The sequence below is a fragment of the Nesterenkonia sp. Act20 genome (assembly GCF_019173455.1).
Taxonomy (GTDB): Bacteria; Actinomycetota; Actinomycetes; order Actinomycetales; family Micrococcaceae; genus Nesterenkonia.
This window is the reverse complement of the sequence record NZ_JADPQH010000001.1, coordinates 1,608,373-1,627,209: the sequence shown is the minus strand read 5'-3', so window position 1 is coordinate 1,627,209 and position 18,837 is coordinate 1,608,373. Positions and strand designations below refer to the sequence as shown.

General features: G+C 66.4%; 17 protein-coding genes. 13 read left to right on the top strand and 4 right to left on the bottom strand.

Annotated features, from left to right (window positions below; all coding sequences use genetic code 11):
- The first annotated feature begins 106 nt into the window (after positions 1-106).
- From folP to IY716_RS07425, 12 genes are all read left to right on the top strand, one after another.
- Complete coding sequence (folP, locus tag IY716_RS07480) at positions 107-1,015, top strand: dihydropteroate synthase (RefSeq protein WP_218220930.1); 909 nt, start codon at positions 107-109, stop codon at positions 1,013-1,015.
- Between the two features lie 4 nt (positions 1,016-1,019).
- Positions 1,020-1,952: a 2-amino-4-hydroxy-6-hydroxymethyldihydropteridine diphosphokinase gene (folK, locus tag IY716_RS07475; protein ID WP_218220929.1), complete on the top strand. Its 933-nt coding sequence runs from the start codon at positions 1,020-1,022 to the stop codon at positions 1,950-1,952.
- Positions 1,949-2,512: a DUF3180 domain-containing protein gene (locus tag IY716_RS07470; RefSeq protein ID WP_218220928.1), complete on the top strand. Its 564-nt coding sequence runs from the start codon at positions 1,949-1,951 to the stop codon at positions 2,510-2,512. The genes folK and IY716_RS07470 overlap by 4 nt, the downstream gene beginning before the upstream one ends.
- On the top strand, positions 2,493-3,005 hold the full coding sequence (locus IY716_RS07465; protein ID WP_218220927.1) for a PH domain-containing protein: 513 nt from the start codon (positions 2,493-2,495) through the stop codon (positions 3,003-3,005). The genes IY716_RS07470 and IY716_RS07465 overlap by 20 nt, the downstream gene beginning before the upstream one ends.
- Before the next feature lie 8 nt (positions 3,006-3,013).
- Complete coding sequence (locus IY716_RS07460; protein WP_218220926.1) at positions 3,014-4,819, top strand: PH domain-containing protein; 1,806 nt, start codon at positions 3,014-3,016, stop codon at positions 4,817-4,819.
- Positions 4,809-5,735 carry a Rossmann-like and DUF2520 domain-containing protein gene (locus tag IY716_RS07455; RefSeq protein WP_369699627.1) on the top strand — a complete coding sequence of 309 codons (927 nt, stop codon included), beginning with the start codon at positions 4,809-4,811 and terminating at the stop codon, positions 5,733-5,735. The genes IY716_RS07460 and IY716_RS07455 overlap by 11 nt, the downstream gene beginning before the upstream one ends.
- Positions 5,736-5,786: 51 nt before the next feature.
- Entirely contained in the window at positions 5,787-6,746 is a 960-nt protein-coding gene (panC, locus tag IY716_RS07450; protein ID WP_218220925.1) for a pantoate--beta-alanine ligase, read from the top strand.
- Between the two features lie 9 nt (positions 6,747-6,755).
- The gene (locus IY716_RS07445) at positions 6,756-8,795 is read left to right on the top strand and encodes a M13 family metallopeptidase (protein WP_218220924.1); all 2,040 of its coding nucleotides are present in this window, start codon (positions 6,756-6,758) and stop codon (positions 8,793-8,795) included.
- A 135-nt stretch (positions 8,796-8,930) separates the two neighbouring features.
- On the top strand, positions 8,931-10,460 hold the full coding sequence (lysS, locus tag IY716_RS07440) for a lysine--tRNA ligase (protein WP_218220923.1): 1,530 nt from the start codon (positions 8,931-8,933) through the stop codon (positions 10,458-10,460).
- A 78-nt stretch (positions 10,461-10,538) separates the two neighbouring features.
- On the top strand, positions 10,539-10,748 hold the full coding sequence (locus tag IY716_RS07435; RefSeq protein WP_218220922.1) for a hypothetical protein: 210 nt from the start codon (positions 10,539-10,541) through the stop codon (positions 10,746-10,748).
- Positions 10,749-10,972: 224 nt separating this feature from the next.
- Positions 10,973-11,275: an Lsr2 family protein gene (locus tag IY716_RS07430; protein WP_192591516.1), complete on the top strand. Its 303-nt coding sequence runs from the start codon at positions 10,973-10,975 to the stop codon at positions 11,273-11,275.
- 167 nt (positions 11,276-11,442) lie between these two features.
- The gene (locus IY716_RS07425) at positions 11,443-13,959 is read left to right on the top strand and encodes an ATP-dependent Clp protease ATP-binding subunit (RefSeq protein ID WP_218221461.1); all 2,517 of its coding nucleotides are present in this window, start codon (positions 11,443-11,445) and stop codon (positions 13,957-13,959) included.
- A gap of 129 nt (positions 13,960-14,088) precedes the next feature.
- On the opposite strand, the gene IY716_RS07420 is transcribed toward IY716_RS07425, so the two are convergent.
- A complete protein-coding gene (locus IY716_RS07420) occupies positions 14,089-14,547 on the bottom strand; it encodes a DUF3817 domain-containing protein (protein ID WP_218220921.1) in 459 nt (152 codons plus the stop codon).
- Positions 14,548-14,658: 111 nt separating this feature from the next.
- Between IY716_RS07420 and radA the strand changes: the two genes are divergently transcribed.
- Positions 14,659-16,077, top strand: a complete 1,419-nt coding sequence (radA, locus tag IY716_RS07415; protein ID WP_218220920.1) for a DNA repair protein RadA — start codon at positions 14,659-14,661, stop codon at positions 16,075-16,077.
- Positions 16,078-16,105: 28 nt separating this feature from the next.
- On the opposite strand, the gene IY716_RS07410 is transcribed toward radA, so the two are convergent.
- From IY716_RS07410 to arsB, 3 genes are read right to left on the bottom strand one after another with little or no spacing between them, the layout of a single operon-like run.
- Positions 16,106-17,116 (bottom strand): A/G-specific adenine glycosylase, encoded by a 1,011-nt coding sequence (locus tag IY716_RS07410; protein WP_369699626.1) that lies wholly within the window; start codon positions 17,114-17,116, stop codon positions 16,106-16,108.
- 48 nt (positions 17,117-17,164) lie between these two features.
- The gene (locus tag IY716_RS07405) at positions 17,165-17,575 is read right to left on the bottom strand and encodes an arsenate reductase ArsC (RefSeq protein ID WP_218220919.1); all 411 of its coding nucleotides are present in this window, start codon (positions 17,573-17,575) and stop codon (positions 17,165-17,167) included.
- 50 nt (positions 17,576-17,625) lie between these two features.
- Complete coding sequence (gene arsB / locus IY716_RS07400) at positions 17,626-18,753, bottom strand: ACR3 family arsenite efflux transporter (protein ID WP_369699625.1); 1,128 nt, start codon at positions 18,751-18,753, stop codon at positions 17,626-17,628.
- Positions 18,754-18,837 lie beyond the last annotated feature (84 nt).

The following is an 18,837-nucleotide window of genomic DNA, read 5'->3' as shown; positions in this document are numbered from 1 at the left end:
CACCTCGACCTCGTACATCGGCGCACCCCAGAGGCATAATGGGATCCCAGCCATCGCGGCTGTCTTGTCATGCCCGTTGCCCAGTCCCAGCCGAAGCGAGAGTCAGATGCGCACCTCCATCATGGGGATCCTCAACCTCACCCCCGACTCCTTCTCCGACGGCGGCCGGTTCGACGACGGCGCGGGGTCGCCCGACGTCGTGGCCGCGGTAACCGAGGCGATGCGCATGACGCAGGAGGGAGCCGAGATCATCGACGTCGGTGGGGAATCCACCCGGCCCGGGGCCCAGCCCACTGCCATCGAGGAGGAGCAGCGCAGGATCATGCCGGTGCTCAGCGAACTCTTCGGATGCGGCATCCGCGTCTCCGTGGACACCCGCCGCGCCGCGACGGCGCTGGCCGCACTGAAATGCGCCGATGAGGCGGGGGTGGATCCGCGCGAACTGATCATCAATGATGTCTCCGGACTGCTCACCGACCCTGCGATGCCCGATCTGATCGCCGAGACCGGTGCGCAGATCGTGATCACCCACAACCGCGGCGACTCCCAGACCATGGGCGCACTGACCGGCTACGACTCCGTGCTCGAGGACGTCATCACGGAGCTCACCGGGCTGCGCGACCGCTATGTGGCGGCCGGGGCTCGTCGGGAGCAGATCATCCTGGACCCGGGGATCGGCTTCTCCAAGACCCACGAGCAGAACTGGGAACTCATCCGCGGCCTGGAGAATTTCGTCAGGCTCGGACACCGAGTGCTCTTCGGGGCCTCTCGGAAGGGCTTCCTCGGCTCGGTCTCGACTCCCGACACCGGTGTCACCCCAGGAGACCCATCCGGGGCTGATGAGACCGGTGCGGTCGTGTCCAGCGCTGCAGTGTCCGGACCGGCACATCCGCGGGACGCGGCCACGGCCGTGCTCTCCGCCGTGGCGGCCGAGGCCGGAGTCTGGGGTGTTCGGGTCCACGACGTGCAGGGAAGCCGAGATGCTGTGCAAGTGATCTCCAAGCTGAGAAGCTAGGGGCATGTCCAGCAGGAGCGACCTCAGCGACACCATCCGGCTCACAGGCCTCACTGCGACCGGCCACCATGGTGTCTTCGACTTCGAGAAGCGCGAGGGCCAGCCCTTTCGGATCGACGCCGAGCTGACTCTGGACTTCCGGGCAGCGGGCCGCAGCGATGAGCTGCAGGACACCGTCTCCTACGTCGAGATCGCCGAGCTGATCGAAGCAGCGATCACCGGCGAGCCCTTCGACCTCATCGAGGCGCTGGCGGATCATCTCGCCCGCCAGATCCTGCGCAGCGACGAACGCCTGCTCGCCGCCGAGATCACGGTGCACAAGCCCCAGGCGCCGCTGGCTCAGAGCTTCCAGGATGTCTCCGTGACCGCTCGCCGGACACGCTCGGACCTGGACTCACCGGCCGGGGGTGCCGAGGTGCGCGCCATCCTGGCGCTGGGGTCGAATCTCGGGGATTCCGCGGCGACCCTCGCTTCCGCCGTGACCTCGCTGCGCAGCCGTGCCGGGCTGCGCGTGCTCGCCGCCTCACCGCTGGCCCGCACCCGCCCGGTCGGCGGGCCGCAGGATCAGCCGGACTTCCTCAACCAGGTGATCGAGATCGCGACGACCAAGAGCCCCCAGGAGCTGCTCGCGCTGACCCAGCAGGTCGAAGCAGAACACCACCGCGCCCGGGGCGCTCAGAACGGAGAGATCCGCTGGGGCCCGCGCACGCTGGACATCGACATCATCACCTACGCTTCCGCGCGCGTCTCCACACCCTCTCTGCAGATCCCTCATCCGCGTGCTGCCCACCGTGGCTTCGTGCTGGTGCCTTGGATGTGGATGGACCCGCAGGCCACTCTCGATGGAGCCTCCGTGGCCGAGCTCGCCGCTCAGGCCGCAGACGCCGCCACAGTGGAACTCGCCGAGGAGCACACGAACGCTGTGGTGAGACCATGAGCCGGCTGCGCCCGGTGTGGCTGCTGATCATCTGCGCCGCCGCCGCGCTCGGCGGCCTGTTCGCGACCATGCTCATGGCATCGGCCGGACTCGGGTCCCCGGTGCTTCCGCGCACCTCACTGATCACGCTGCTCGGCATCGCTGCGATCATCCTGACCCTTGGGCTGCTGGTGTACAGGGACCAGCGCCAGATCGCCCGTGCCGCCGAACAGGGGCTCCGCGCACCGCGCGCTCCGCGCAGGCTGCACCCGCTGCAAGCGGTCCGAGTGGTCGCCGCAGGTCAGGCAGGCGCCTATGCGGGAGCGCTGATCGCTGGCTGGCATGCGGGAGTCCTGATGGATCTGATGCCGTCAGTCTCGCTCACGGCGCCTACCGTGATCTCATCCCTACTGATGATCACCGGGGGAGCGATCTGGGTCATCATAGGATTCGTCGTGGAGCTGCTCTGCCGCATACCCCCGGATGAGAACTCCCCAGAAGGGGACCGGGCGAAGAGCAGGGGACCCCGCCGCAGCACAGGACCGATACCAGAGGAGGGCTATGCCCGCGGAACCCATTGACCCCACAGGTGTCACCTGGACCCGGGTGGACGATCGGTACATCACCGTCAAGTTCATCACCGGAATCGTCGGATGGGTGATCACCCTGGCAGCAGTGGCGACGCCCATAGTCTTGGATGCTCTCGGAGTGATCGGCAACATCCCCGGATGGATCGAGATCCTCGTCGTCGCGGTGCTGCTGCTCTGGGCTGCGGCGGATCTGCTGCTGATCCCGCGGCGCATCCGCTCGATCGGCTACCACGAGCGCGAGGACGACCTCCTGATCCGGCGAGGGATCCTCTTCCAGCGGGTCGTCGCGGTGCCCTACGGTCGGCTTCAGTACGTCGACATCGAGGCGGGTCCGCTCATGCGCCGCTTCGGTCTCTGCACCGTGCAGCTCAAGACCGCCGCCGCGGCCACCGATGCGGTCATCCCCGGGGCCTCGCGCCAGGAGGGTGCCCGGCTGCGTGAAGAGCTCTCCGTCCGTGGCCAGGCACGACTGGCTGGCTTGTGAGCTCGCACATGACCGAAGGAACCACCGGTCAGCCCCCGGACACGCAGTCCCCAGATCTGCAGCCTTCAGCCACGCAGGCCAAGAGCTCCGACTCCGGTCCCGAACGCTGGTTCGATCCCAGCTGGACCAAGGTTCATCCGCTGAGCCCGTTCGTGCGTGGCTGGGTCACGGTGCTCGCGATTCCGGGCATCATCTTCGGCTACAACTGGCAGATGTGGGCGGACGCCTGGCAGGCCGTCCAGAGCGGTGAGATTCAGCGAGATGTCTCGGCGAACCCGATGCCCTTCATCCTCGGTGGAGTCGGCGCGCTGTTGATCATCGCGCTGATCTTCGGCAGCTTCGTGCTCTCCTGGTGGTTCACCCGATACAAGATCACCACCGAGCACGTGATGGTGAAGTCAGGTGTCTTCGTTCGCCAGCACCGCCAGGCCCGCATCGATCGGGTCCAGGCGGTGGACCTTCGCCAACCTCTGGCGGCGAGGATCACCGGTCTGGCCGAGCTGAAGTTCGAGGTGGCCGAGGGTGACGGGACAGCCGCCACCCTGGCGTTCCTGAAGAAGGCCCAGGCCGAGGAGCTCCGCGCCGAGATCATGGACCGCGCCGCGGGCAACACGCCCAGCGCGGCAGCAACCGATCAGATCTCGACCGAGCCAGGCGCCGGCCCGGAAGGCACCGCGACCGCCCACGGTGAGCGGCTCGCGCCGGAGCAGCACCACCAGGCGACGGCGCCCTCCGGGAGCCCGGACCGGCTCGTCGCAAAGGTGCCCACGGGACGGCTGATCGGTTCGGTGCTCAGCGGCTGGGGGACGGTCTTCGTGCTGCTGCTGATCCTCGTTGCGGTCGGCGCCCTGATCGTCGGACTCATCACCGCCTCGCTCGACCCGGCTGAGGGCTTCGGAGCGGTCTGGCCAGTGGTCGCCGCCCTCGGTCTTCCCACTTTTCTTCCCATGGCGATCGCCGCGATCACCATCTATTACCAACAGTTCAGCTCCGGCTTCGGATTCACCTCCACGGCCACCAGCGCGGGGCTGCGGATCCGCTACGGGCTGCTGGAGACCACGAACCAGACCATCCCCCCGGGCAGGGTCCAGGCGCTGCAGATCCAGCAGCCGGTGCTCTGGCGGCCCTTCCATTGGTTCCGCATCGTGGTCACTGTTGCCGGCTATGGGATCGGCGAGAAGCGCTCGGTGCTGCTTCCGGTCGGACGGATCGAGGACGTCATGGCCACTGTGGCCGAGATGTTCCCCGACCTGCAGGTGGAGAACCCGGAGGAGGTCTTCACCGCGGGGCTGTTGAACAGCGGCACCGAGCTGAACTTCACCGAAGTCCCCCGCCGAGCCCGGCTCTTCGACCCGTACGTGCGTCGTCGTCGTGGGTTCCGCACCACCCCGGCCGCGCTGATGTTCCGGGACGGCCGCGCCGCGCGGCGCCTGACGATGATTCCGCATGAACGGATCCAGTCGCTGAGCATGCACCAGGGGCCGTTGCAGCGCGGTCGGGCGGTGGCGGACATCTTCGTCCATTCCCCCGCGGGCCCCTTCCAGGCGCGGCTGAAGAACCAGGACCTGGACGCGGCGCGTGAACTCTTCGAGTACGAGTCGGCTCAGGCCGCGACCGCCCGGCGCTACAGCGACCGCAACCACTGGATGCGCCCGGAGGAGCTGCAGGAGTTTGAACGCAAGGCGGCAGAGGCGATCGCCCCGGCCGGCGGCGACGCCGAGACCCCCGCCGGCGCTGAAGGCCATCCGGTACAGGCACCCCACGAGACCCCCGCAGACCACCAGGCAGAGGAGCAGCATCTCCGTGAACGCTGAGCAGCCCGTCGACCCCTATGCGGCGGAGCTGCCGCCCTCTCGACGGGAGGGCCGCCTCGGCGTCGGCATCATCTCTGCCGGAAAAGTGGGTGCAGTGCTGGGATCCGCGCTGCGCGGCGCCGGACACTCGGTCCTCGGGGTCCACGCCGTCTCCGAGGACTCCCGGACGCGCGCCGAGTCCCTGCTCGGCGGTGTTCCGGTGTTGGAGATCCCGGAGATCATGCGCCGAGCCGAACTTGTCCTGCTGGCTGTCCCCGACGATGCGCTCGGTGAGCTCGTCTCCGGTCTGGCCGAGGCCGGGCACGTGCAGGCTGGACAGCTGATCGTGCACACCTCCGGGCGCTTCGGCACCGAGGTGCTTGCACCGGCGATGGGCCGCGGAGCCATCGGTCTGGCGATCCATCCGGCGATGACCTTCACCGGGCTGAGCATGGACCTGCAGAAGCTGCACACCTGCGCCTTCGGAGTGACCGCCCCGGCACCGGTGCTGCCCATTGCGCAGGCCCTGGTGGTGGTGGTGGGCGGCGAGCCCGTGGTGATCCGGGAGGCCGACCGGCTGATCTATCACGCGGCGCTGGCGCATGCCTCGAATCATCTGAACACGATCACCGGCCAGTCCGCCGAGATGCTGCACCGCATAGGGGTTGAGAATGCCGAGACGGTGCTCCGACCGCTCATGCAGGCCTCCTTGGACAATGCGCTGGCCTCGGGGGAGGGCGCCCTGACCGGACCGGTCGCGCGCGGAGACGTGGGTACGGTCAGCCACCATGTGCGGCTGTTGGCCTCCTCGGACCTGCCGGCCGATATCCGCACCGCCTATCTGACCATGGCGCGGGCGACGACCCAGCGCGCTCTGGACCGGGGACTGATCTCCGCCGGCAAGGCCGCGGAGCTGCTCGACGTCCTCGGGGGCTGAGGCGCACGTGCTCGTCTCGGGCGCCTCGCCCAGCGGACCTACACTGGATCGGTGACTCAGCCGCAGGTTTCCACCACCATCGCCAGCTTCCGTGCCGCGCTCGCCGAGGCGGTCGCCGCACACGTCCGTGACGGCAGGAACGCCCCGGTCGTCGGGCTCGTCCCGACCATGGGTGCGCTGCACTCGGGTCACGCCGCACTGATCGACGCCGCCCGGCAGCACTCCGACATCGTGGTCGCCTCGATCTTCGTGAATCCGCTGCAGTTCGACGACGACGCCGACTACCTCCACTATCCGCGCACGCGGGAGAAGGACATCGCGTTGCTGGGAGACCACGGCGTGGACCTGGTCTTCGCGCCGGAGATCGAGGAGATGTACCCGGGCTACCCGGAGGCGCCCCTGGTGAGGCTCAGCGCCGGCGAGCTGGGACGGCGCTGGGAGGGAGCAGCCCGCCCGGGGCACTTCGACGGGGTGCTCACCGTGGTCGTCAAGCTCTTCCACATTATGGCACCGCCCGCCCCGGCCGTCTTCGAGGCCTGGTTCGGCGCCAAGGACGCCGAGCAGGTCGCGATCATCTCCCGCATGGTGGCCGACCTCGACCTCGAAGTGGGCATCCGGACGGTCCCGATCGTGCGCGATGAGAATGGACTGGCGCTCTCCAGCCGCAACCAGCGCCTCCAGGAGGAGGACTACGCCGCTGCGCTGGCGCTGCCCTTCGCACTGAGCGCCCTGGCGGAGGACGCGGCCGCCGGCAGACCCTTGGGATTGGCGGACCAGGTCGCAGAGCTCAGCTCCGCCGACGGTGTCGAACTGGACTACCTCGTAGTCCTGGATCCAGCCTCGCTGCGCGAGATCGAACCCGGCGGTCAGCTGCAGAACCACGACGGGGTCCTGCGCGGAGAAGCCCTGGCGCTCATCGCTGCACGAGTGGGGCCGGTCCGCCTGATCGACAACGTGCTGCTCGTCCCAGGAGGATCCGCCGGGGAAAGCTCGACGCCTCGCCCGGAGTAGGCTGGGCAGATGACTGAGACCGCCAGCACCACCCCCCGCACAGCCAGCGCCGCGAGCTCTTTTCCCTATATCGATCACAGCGTGCGCCCTCAGGACGATCTGCAGAAGCACGTCAACGGCGAGTGGCTCAAGACCGCCGAGATTCCCGCCGACATGGACGCGTATGGCTCATTCCACGAGCTGCGCGACAAGGCCGAAGCGGATGTGCGCGAGATCCTGGAGCAGGCCGCCGCCTTCAGCGCCGGAACCGAGACCGCCGCACGGGCCGATGCCGAGCCCAGTGACGCCCAGATCGAGGATCCCGCCATCGCCGCACGCATCGGGTCCTTCTACGCCTCCTTCATGGACGCCGAGGCCGCCGAACGCCGCGGTCTGACCCCGATCGAGCCGATGCTCGCCCAGCTCGAGTCGGTGAGCAGCATCGAAGACCTCATCCGACTCTCCTCGGCCTGGCAGCGTCAGGGAGTCGAAGGGATCTTCGTCGCCGGAGCTATGCGCGACGCGGGCGACCCCACCCGGATGCTCTGGCACATCATGCAGTCTGGACTCGGTCTTCCCGATGAGTCCTACTACCGCGAGGAGAAGCTCACCGACATCCTCAGCGCCTATCAGGACTACCTGGTGCAGATGCTGCAGATCAGCGGGATCGAAGATGCAGAACGCGCGGCCGCCGCCGTCGTCGGCCTGGAGTCCGCCATCGCTGACCACCATTGGGACAAGGTGACCACCCGTGATGCGCAGAAGCGCTACAACCTGGTGACCGAGTCTGAGGCGCTGGCCCTGATGCCCCTGCTGCGCGAAGCAATCACCGGGTGGGGCCTGCAGCCGCGGCACACCGAAGAGCTCGTGCTCGCCCAGCCCGACGTGCTCCCCGGCATGCAGGCCGTGCTCACCGAGCGCCCGCTCGAGACCTGGAAGCTCTGGCTCCGGGTCCAGCTCATGCGCTGGGCCGCGCCGCTGCTGCACAGCGACCTCGTGGAGCAGAACTTCGACTTCTACTCCAAGAAGCTCTCCGGAGCCCAGGCGCTCAAGGAGCGCTGGAAGCGCGGAGTGGCGCTGACCAACGCGAACCTCGGCGAAGACGTGGCCCAGATCTATGTCGCCCGGCACTACCCGGAGCAGGCCCGGGCAGCCATGGATGAGCTGATCGCCGCCCTCATCGCGGCCTACCGAGCGTCCATCAGCGAGCTGAGCTGGATGGGTGAGGAGACCAAGGCCAAGGCACTGGAGAAGCTCGATGCCTTCACGCCGATGGTGGGCTTCCCCGATCGGTGGATCGACTACTCCAGCGTGGAGGTGGACGCCGACGACGTGGTCGGCAACGTCCGTCGGGCAGCCGAGTTCGAGTGGGGCCGTGACATCGCCAAGCTGAACGAGGGGCCAGACCCCGAGGAGTGGCATATGACCCCGCAGACGGTCAACGCCTACTACTCGCCGCTGGAGAACGTCATCTGTTTCCCCGCCGCCATCCTCCAGCCGCCGTTCTTCTCGGCCGAGCGGGACATGGCACAGAACTTCGGAGCCATCGGCGCTGTCATCGGACATGAGCTTGGTCACGGCTTCGACGACCAGGGTTCGCGCTACGGGGCCGACGGCTCGCTGCAGAACTGGTGGACCGAGGCCGACCGCGAGGCCTTCGAGGAGCGCACGGCGAAGCTGGTCGACCAGTACAGCGCTCTTTCGCCCTCTCAGGCTCCGGAACACACGGTCAATGGTGAGCTCACCCTCGGGGAGAACATCGGTGACCTCGGTGGACTGGGGATCGCACATAAGGCGTACCGACTCTGGCTCGAGCAGCAGGACATCGAGGCCCCGGAGCTTGAGGGCTACACTGCCGATCAGCGCTTCTTCTTCGCCTGGGCCCAGGCCTGGCGCAACCTCACGCGTCCGGAACGGGCGGTCACCCTGATCAGCATCGATCCGCACGCCCCCGCGGAGTTCCGGGCGAGCCAGGTGGTGCGGAATCTCGACGCCTTCCACGCGGCCTTCGAGACTCAGCCAGGTGATGGGATGTATATGCCTGAGCAGGAGCGCGTCACGATCTGGTGAGCTGAGCGCTTCGGACTGACAGCCCGGACCGACAGCCCGGACTGACAGCACCGGCTTGCGGCCCCGCGGCGCGTTGTCCGCGGGGCAGTGCGCTCCGCGAGGCCGCCAGGCGCTGGGCACGTAGAATGGCGGACTGTGACTGATCAGACTCCCGCCCCAGCCGGCAAAAAAGACATCGACAACAACGATCAGCGCGCGGTGCGCCTGGACAAGCGTGAGCGCCTGCTCGAATCCGGTGTCCAGGCCTACCCGGTCACGGTGGAGCGCACTGCTTCGCTCACCGAGGTGCGCGAGCGCTTCCCCGACCTTGAGCCAGGCGCCTCCACCGGAGAGACGGTCTCCGTGGCCGGTCGTGTGATGTTCGTGCGCAATACCGGCAAGCTGTGCTTCGCCACGCTGCAGGAAGGCGGTCCGGACGGCACCGGCACTCGACTGCAGGCCATGCTCTCGCTGGCCGAGATCGGGGAGGAAGCGCTTGCCCAGTGGAAGTCGCTGGTCGATCTGGGCGACCACGTGCAGGTCACCGGAGAGGTGATCGCCTCCCGCCGCGGTGAGCTCTCCATCATGGCGAACTCCTTCGAGATCGCATCAAAGTCGGTGCGCCCGCTGCCGGTGCTGCACGCAGAGCTCAATGAAGAGACTCGTGTGCGCCAGCGCTACGCGGATCTGATCGTCCGCGATGAGGCTCGCCACATGGTCTATCAGCGCGCGGCGATCACTCGTTCGATTCGTGAGACCCTGCATGGCCGCGGCTATGTGGAGGTCGAGACCCCCATGCTCCAGCTCATCCATGGAGGCGCTCAGGCTCGTCCATTCCAGACCCATCTCAATGCCTTTGATCAGGACATGACACTGCGCATCGCCACCGAGCTCTACCTCAAGCGCGCGGTGGTCGGAGGGATCGACCGGGTCTTCGAGATCGGCCGGGTCTTCCGCAATGAAGGCGTGGACTCCACACATTCACCAGAGTTCACCACACTTGAATCCTATGAGGCGTGGGCGGACATGTACGTGATGGCCGAGCGCATGCGCGAGATGATTCTGGCTGCCGCGGACGCCGCAGGGGTCAGTCGCCAGATCCAGACCGACGCCGGTGTCATCGACCTCGACGCCGAATGGAAGTGGCTCTCGGTCTACCCGGGGCTCTCCGAGGCGGTGGGCCAAGAGATCACGCCCGAGACGCCCGCGGCCCAGCTGCGTGAGATCGCTCAGACCCATGACGTCTCCGTGGACCCGGCGTGGGACGCGCAGAAGCTGATCATCGAACTCTTCGGTGAGATCGTCGAGCCGCAGCTGATCCAGCCCACCTTCGTCTGCGACTACCCTCCGGCAGCCCAGCCACTTGCTCGCGCTCATCGCGAGAAGCCAGGCGTCATCGAAGCCTGGGACCTGATCATCGGTGGCATGGAACGTGGAACGGCGTTCTCCGAGCTGGTGGATCCGGTGCTGCAGCGCGAGCGCCTTGTGGAACAGTCTCGGCTTGCCGCTGCCGGCGACGACGAGGCCATGCAGCACGACGAGGACTTCCTGCGCGCGCTGGAGTACGGGGCCCCGCCGATGGGCGGCATCGGCCTGGGAATCGACCGACTGGTCATGCTGTTCACCGGTGCCGGTATTCGCGAGACGATCCTGTTTCCGCTGCTCAAGCCTGAGGCTCAGGCCTGAGCCTGCTCTTATACTCGGGGTAGGCTGAAAAAATAGTCAGGAATGCCCCGTGAAACCTGAATGTAGGCAAGGAATTTAATGGAAAACGTCTGGACGTACTTTGAAGTTCTTGTCCCCTCCATCGGGGTCGGCCTCGTGTTCTGGTTTGCTATGCGTGCCATCTTCCGCGCCGACCGCAACGAGCGCGCGGCGGAGGCGCAGGTGCGTAAAGATGCTTCTCAGCAGGCTTTGCATCCCAACCACGAGTCAGCGGACGGGTCCGCCCATTCTGCGCCCAGCCCACGCTGAAAAAGTTGGGCGTCAGTACTGTCTTAGTGACAGAGCCTGGTTACTGGCGAGAAACTTGTTCTGAGCTGAAGAAAACCTGAAAGCTTCCAGCTTGACCGCGAATTGTATTTATTGAAATACTTACTCTGACATAGATCGTTTTTGGTCTGTCGTCGTGGGATAAGCGTCGGAAGTGATGAATTGGATCGGCTTCTGGCGTGTGAGTGAGGAGTGAGGTGTTAGAGATGGCTCAAAAGGTAGAAGTAGTTCTCGTTGATGACCTTGACGGCAGCGAAGCCAAGGAGACTGTCACATTCGGCCTGGACTCCAGGTTTTATGAGATAGATCTCAGCGATGACCATGCCAAGGAGCTCCGCGAGACGCTCAAGAAGTACATCCGGAAGGGTCGGGCCATCGCCCCGCCCTCCCCGCAGAACGAGGCCCGTCAGATTCGTGACTGGGCCGTGAAGAATGGATATCAGGTCTCCAGCCGAGGTCGCTTGCACCGCGACATCGTTGAGGCCTATCGCAACGCCAAGAAGCGATAAAGCACCAAACTTTTCTCCGTTCTGCGTGGAGCCCGGATGCAGCATGACGCTGTGCCGGGCTCCACGCATGTCCGGGAGGACTTTCCCCTATGGCGAACAGCGGCGACGCGGCCGCGGAAGGCCCGTAGCCTTGAGGCAGAGCACCAACGCTAGGAGTGTCTGTGGCTATGTTCGAGAGATTTACTGATCGCGCCCGGCGCGTGGTTGTGCTTGCCCAAGAAGAGGCACGCATGCTGAACCACAATTACATCGGCACCGAGCACATTCTGCTCGGTCTCATCCATGAAGGTGAGGGTGTCGCGGCCAAGGCCCTTGAGTCGCTGGACATCTCACTGACCGGCGTGCGCGAAAAGGTGCAGGAGAAGATCGGTCCCGGCCAGAATGCGCCGAGCGGTCACATCCCCTTCACCCCGCGCGCCAAGAAGGTCCTGGAGCTCTCGCTGCGCGAGGCGCTCCAGCTGGGCCACAACTACATCGGCACCGAGCACATCCTGCTCGGGCTGATCCGCGAGGGCGAGGGTGTCGCAGCCCAGGTCCTGGTGGAGCTCAATGCCGACCTCAACAAGGTCCGCCAGCAGGTCATCCAGCTGCTCTCCGGCTACTCCGGGGGCAACCAGGAGAAGGCCGGAGCCGGCGTCGGACAGTCCAGCTCGAATGAGGGCACCCCCGCAGGTTCGGTGGTGCTGGATCAGTTCGGTCGCAACCTCACCGCAGCCGCCCGAGAGGCGCAGCTGGACCCGGTGGTGGGCCGCGACTACGAGCGTGAGCGCGTGATGCAGGTGCTGTCCCGCCGCACCAAGAACAACCCGGTGCTGATCGGTGAGCCCGGTGTCGGCAAGACCGCCGTCGTCGAGGGCCTGGCGCAGGCCATCGTCAACGGCGATGTGCCGGAGCTGCTCAAGGACAAGCAGCTCTACACGCTTGACCTCGGGTCCCTGGTGGCCGGTTCGCGCTACCGCGGTGACTTCGAAGAGCGGCTGAAAAAGGTGCTCAAGGAGATCCGCACCCGCGGGGACATCATCTTGTTCATCGATGAGATCCACACCCTTGTCGGTGCGGGTGCCGCCGAGGGCGCCATCGACGCCGCTAACATCCTCAAGCCCCTGCTGGCCCGCGGTGAGCTGCAGACCATCGGTGCGACCACGCTCGATGAGTACCGCAAGCACATCGAGAAGGATGCTGCGCTGGAGCGTCGCTTCCAGCCGATCCAGGTGGAGGAGCCCTCGGTCGAGGTGACCGTGCAGATCCTCCGCGGTCTGCGCGACCGCTACGAGGCGCACCATAAGGTCTCCATCACCGAGGAGGCGCTCGAAGCAGCCGCCTCGCTGGCCAACCGCTATATCAATGACCGCTTCCTGCCGGACAAGGCCATCGACCTGATCGATGAGGCCGGTGCCCGGCTGCGCATCCAGAAGATGACGGCCCCGCCGGAGCTCAAGGAGTTCGACGCGAAGATCGAGGATGTCCGGCGGGAGAAGGAATCCGCCATCGACGCCCAGGACTTCGAGGGTGCTGCCAGCCTGCGTGACAAGGAGCAGAAGCTTGTCGAGGAGCGTCAGGCGAAGGAAGATGCCTGGAAGTCGAGCTCGAACGATGAGATCGCCGAGGTCGATGCTGATCTGATCGCTGAGGTGCTCGCCTTCTCCACCGGTATCCCGGTGTTCAAGCTCACCGAGCAGGAGTCGGATCGCCTCCGCCGCATGGAGGAGGAGCTGCACAAGCGGGTCATCGGTCAGGACGAGGCAGTGAAATCCCTGTCCCGGGCCATCCGCCGCACCCGAGCCGGGCTGAAGGACCCGAACCGGCCCTCGGGCTCGTTCATCTTCGCCGGACCCACGGGCGTCGGCAAGACCGAGCTGGCCAAGTCCCTGGCCGAGTTCCTCTTCGGTGACGAAGAGGCACTCATCACCCTGGACATGTCCGAATTCTCCGAGAAGCACACCGTCTCACGGCTCTTCGGCGCCCCTCCAGGCTATGTGGGCTACGAAGAGGGTGGACAGCTCACCGAGAAGGTGCGGCGTCGTCCCTTCTCCGTGGTGCTCTTCGACGAGGTCGAGAAGGCTCACGCGGATCTGTTCAACTCCCTTTTGCAGATCCTCGAGGACGGTCGACTCACCGACTCGCAGGGCCGCGTGGTGGACTTCAAGAACACCGTGATCATCATGACCACGAACCTGGGCACCCGGGACATCTCCAAGGGCGTGATGACCGGCTTCACCTCCAGTGAAGACACCACGACCAACTATGAGCGGATGAAGGCCACGGTCAGCCAGGAGCTGCGCCAGCACTTCCGGCCCGAGTTCCTCAACCGCGTGGACGACACCATCGTCTTCCCGCAGCTGAAGCAGGAGGAGATCGTCCAGATCGTGGATCTGTTCGTGAACCGTCTGCGCACCAGGCTCTCCGAACAGGCGATGACCCTCGAGGTCACCCAGCCAGCTCGAGTGTTCCTCGCGGAGACCGGCTACGATCCGGCGATGGGTGCCCGGCCGCTGCGCCGCACCATCCAGACCCTGATCGAGGACGAGCTCTCCGAGCGGATCCTCTACGGCGAGATCCCCCACGGTGCCGGCATCGAGATCGGTGTCACGGGCGAAGGACGCGAGCGCAAGCTCTCCTTCGAGTGGCATGAGCCGCAGGATCAGATCGAGGCAGCTGAGGAGCCCGCCGCGATCGAGAGCTGAGCAGGCTCAGCCGGACCCTTGCGGTCCCCCTGAGTGAAGCGCCGTCGGAATCTTCCGGCGGCGCTTCACTCATCTCTGCGGCATCGCACCCTCCGGCTCGGGTGCCCCCGCGCGCGCATGGGCGGTGGTTCAGGAGCCGGGTGGGCCGATCACCAGCAGCGCCACGAACACCAGGACGACGACGCCGGCCAGCCCCCCGCCGATCAGCGCAGGCTTCTGCAGCAGCACTCGCAGTGCTCGGTCATGCCAGCTGTGATCCTTGGGATCGGCGGTGGCCGCGGTGCGCCATGGCCCGTCGAGGCGACCGCTGCGCGCGAGCCACAGATCCACCGGGATGGTCGCGTAGGGGATGATGGCGCTGATCAGCGCGATAGCCGTCGGCCCGGGGGACCAGCGCTGATTCTTCGCGACGATCACGGCAGTGGCTCCATAGGCCAGGAACACGAAGCCGTGGATGCCTCCGCCGATGCTCACTGCGATGTCAAGGTCGTTGGTGGCGCGCAGGATCATCCCGCCGATGAGCAGGGTCCAGGACACCGCCTCGGCGAAGGCCAGCACACGGAAGAAGATCTTGGGGGAGCGGAACACGGATCTCCTGAGAGTCGGCAGGGATGGGGCTCCGAGCATCGTACGGGGTCCGCCTGAGGCGGGCAGCAGGTGCGCCGGAATATGTCAGTGCCCGGCGGTAACGTAGGAGACATGGCAACTCGCACCGCTTCACGGAGCAGCTCGCGCTCCAAGGGGTCCCCAGCTTTCGAATGCACCGAATGTGGTTGGCAGACCGTCAAGTGGGTCGGCCGCTGCCCCGAATGCCAGGCCTGGGGCTCCGTGGAGGAGAAGGGCCAGGTCACATCCAGGACGAGGGCGGCCAGTCAGCTCGCCACCCCAGCGCGGGTCATCCATGAGGTGGATGCCTCCGAGGCCGAGTTCCGACCCACGTCGATCGGGGAGCTGGACCGCGTCCTGGGCGGAGGCCTGGTCCCGGGGGCCGTAATTCTCATGGCCGGCGAACCCGGGGTCGGAAAGTCCACGCTGCTGCTGCAGGTAGCCGCTGCCGTGGCACGGGCGCACACCAGCTCACCGGTGCTCTACATGACCGGAGAGGAGTCGGCCGCCCAGGTGAAGAAGCGCGCCGAGCGCATCGACGCCATCTCCGACGGTCTCTACCTCGCCGCCGAGTCTGATCTCGGCCAGGCGCTGGGTCAGGTGGAGAAGCTCTCCCCGCAGCTGACCATCATGGACTCGGTGCAGACCTTCTCCTCCGCCGAGGTGGACGGCGCCGCAGGTGGGGTGACCCAGATCCGCGAGGTCACGGCCTCCATGATTGAGGCCGCGAAGCGCAAGAACATGACCACCATCCTGGTCGGGCATGTGACCAAGGACGGCAACATCGCCGGACCCCGGATGCTGGAGCACCTGGTGGACGTGGTCTGCCAGTTCGAAGGAGATCGGCACTCCCGGCTGCGCCTGCTCCGCGCGGTGAAGAACCGCTACGGACCCACCGATGACGTGGGCTGCTTCGACCTCAACGAGGACGGGCTCACCTCGCTCGCCGATCCCAGCGGCCTCTTCGTCTCGGCGATGACCGAGCGCGTTCCGGGCACCTGCATCACCATCACCCTGGAGGGTCGGCGCCCGCTCACCGCCGAGGTCCAGGCGCTGGTTGCCGAATCTCAGGCAGCACAGCCGCGCCGGGCCGTCTCGGGGCTGGATTCGCCGCGCGTCTCGATGCTGCTGGCGGTGCTGCAGCGCCGGGCGAAGCTGACCGCTCTCATGAAGTCCGAGGCCTACGTGGCCACGGTCGGTGGAGTCAAGATCACCGAGCCGGCGGCGGATCTTTCCATAGCCCTGGCGGTGGCCTCTGCTGCGTTGGAGAAGCCGCTGCCGAATCGTTTCGTGGCCTTCGGTGAGGTCGGTCTCGCGGGGGAGGTGCGCCCTGTGCCCGGGCTCCGTCAACGATTGGAGGAGGCTCAGCGGCTGGGATTCACCCACGCCATCGTCCCGCGGAAGTCCACCGGGACCGAGAAGGAAGCGGTGCCTGAGGGCCTGCGGGTCCGCGAGGTGGGCTCTCTCTCCGAGGCGCTGAGCCTGGTCCTCGACGGCGGTCAGTCCAGCTGATCCGTAGAAGGCTCAGCCGAGTCAGCGCCTAGGCTCCGGGCAGACTGACGCGGGTTTCTGTCTGCGCGGCGAGCCCGTCACCGATCAGTGAATCCAGGCAGCGCGCGCGCTGCTCGGCTGAGGCCTCGGGAAGCGGGAGAGCCTCCAGCAGCTCGTCTCGCTCCACGGCATCTCCTGTGCGCAGCACGGCCATGATGGCTCCTCGCACCTGCCGGTCGGTCCCGGCCCAGCCCTGCCCACGGGTCTGCTGCTCCTCGGTGGGGGCCGGGGATCCGGCAGCCCTCCAGGCGCAGAGATCCGCCACGGGGCAGATCTCGCACTGGGGAGCGCGAGCGGTGCAGATCAGCGCCCCGAGCTCCATGGCCGAGGCGTTCCAGGCGCAGGCAGTTGCTCCGCCGTCGGGCGCTGTGGCCGGCATCAGCTCGACGGCGAGCTTGCGCTGCGCGGAGGTGTAGGTCTTGCCGGGAAGCGCATCTCCGGTGAACGCGCGGGCGTGCACGCGGCGGATGTTGGTGTCGACCACGACCTCGGGCTGGTTGAACGCGAAGCAGGCCACGGCGGCGGCGGTGTATTCCCCTACACCTGGCAGCTCACGCAGCGCCTCGGCGGTGTCGGGCACCTCACCGGAGTGCCGCTCGACCATCGCCTGGGCCGCGGCCTGCAGGCGCAGCGCCCGACGCGGATAGCCCAGCCGGTCCCAGGCCGTGAGCACCTCGGCCGTCGGAGCCTGAGCAAGATCGACCGGACGGGGCCAGCGCTGCATCCAGTCCCGCCAGCGCGGCAGGACGCGCACCACCGGGGTCTGCTGGAGCATGACCTCACTGACCATGACGCCCCAGGGGGAACATTCGGGGGCTCGCCAGGGCAGATCCCTGGCGTGGACCTCGAACCAGTCGATCACGCGCTCATGGACCAGCATGGGCTCCGGGGTGAACACGAGGTCCGCCCGGGCTGCGGCAGTGGCCGTGGCGGGGGCAGCCCGGGGGCCTGACCCAGGAACGGTCGGGCGCGTGTCGTCGGTCGTGGCAGGAGATGTCATCGCCTTGAGTCTAGAGACCCGCCGCATCGGCCTTGGCGCGTGAACGCTTCAGACCTCCACGTTCAGTGAGCCCACCAGTTCCTGGACCCGGCCCCTGATGTCATCTCGGATGGTGCGTACCTGTTCGATGTTCTGGCCTGCCGGGTCATCGAGCTGCCAGTCCTCGTAGCGTTTGCCGGGGTAGAAGGGGCATTCGTCACCACAGCCCATGGTGATGACTACGTCTGACTGTTTCACTGCATCATCGGTGAGCTTCTTCGGCAGGTTCTCGGAGATGTCGATTCCCAGTTCGCCCATCGCTTCCACGGCAACGGGATTCACGGAGTCCTTAGGCGCAGTTCCGCCGGAGAAGACCTCCACGGAATCTCCCGCAATCTCCCGCAGGAATCCAGCCGCCATCTGAGATCGTCCAGCGTTGTGGACACAGACGAAGAGCACGGAGGGCTTAGGGCTGTTCATGGGTCTCCTCCCGGAGAATGTGGTGGTGGGGGTCAGCTCAGTGGAAGCGATCAGACGGAGTGTGGGGGAGTCGCGGCCATGGCGCCGACCTGATCGGCGGGGGTCTTGGAGCCGGTGAAGAACCGCCGGGTCCAGAGCGCGACATAGACCAGGGCGACGAGGACGGGGACCTCGATCAGCGGGCCCACGACGCCGGCCAGCGCCTGTCCGCTGGTGGCTCCGAAGGTTGCGATGGATACAGCGATGGCGAGTTCGAAGTTGTTGCCGGCGGCGGTGAAGGACAGGGTGGTGGTGCGCTCGTAGCCCATCCGCAGCAGCCAGCCGATGACCATGGAGGCGCCGAAGATCACCACGAAGTAGACCAGCAGCGGCAGCGCGATCCGCGCCACGTCCAAGGGGTTGGTCAGCACCTGTTCACCCTGCAGGGCGAACAGCACCACGATGGTGAAGAGGAGGCCGTAGAGCGCCCAAGGACCGATCTTCGGCAGAACCTTGGACTCGTAGTACTCGCGGCCGCGGACGCGTTCGCCCAGCGTGCGGGTCAGGAACCCGGCGACCAGGGGTATGCCGAGGAAGACCAGCACCGAGACGGTGATGGCGACGATGGAGAACTCCGCGGACGTGGTCTCCAGGCCCAACCAGCTGGGCAGCACCTGGAGGTAGAACCAGCCCAGGACCCCGAACATGAACACCTGGAAGACCGAGTTGATCGCGACCAGCACGGCGGCCGCCTCGCGGTCCCCGCAGGCGAGGTCATTCCAGATCAGCACCATTGCGATGCAGCGGGCGAGGCCCACGATGATCAGACCGGTCCGATACTCCGGCAGATCGGGCAGGAAGACCCAGGCCAGGACGAACATGAAGGCGGGTGCCAGCAGCCAGTTGATCAGCAAGGAGGTGACCACGAGCTTCTTATCCGTGAGCACCCGTCCGGTCTCGTTGTACCGGACCTTGGCCAGCACGGGATACATCATCACCAGCAGCCCGATCGCAATGGGAAGCGAGACTCCGGCGACCTCCATGGATTCCATCGCGACGCCCACCTGGGGAACGACGGCTCCCAGAGCGAGCCCCAGTCCCATGGCGGCAAGGATCCACACCGGCAGGAATCGGTCCAAGAGCGAGAGCTTGGCCACCACGGCTGAGGTGTCGGGGACGGGCGGGGCAGACTGACTCACGGCACTCCTGAAGAGATCGACAAACTTCGATGCTCCGAGTATCGTCAGAAACATCGATGGATGTCAATCCATCCGTTTCGTTGT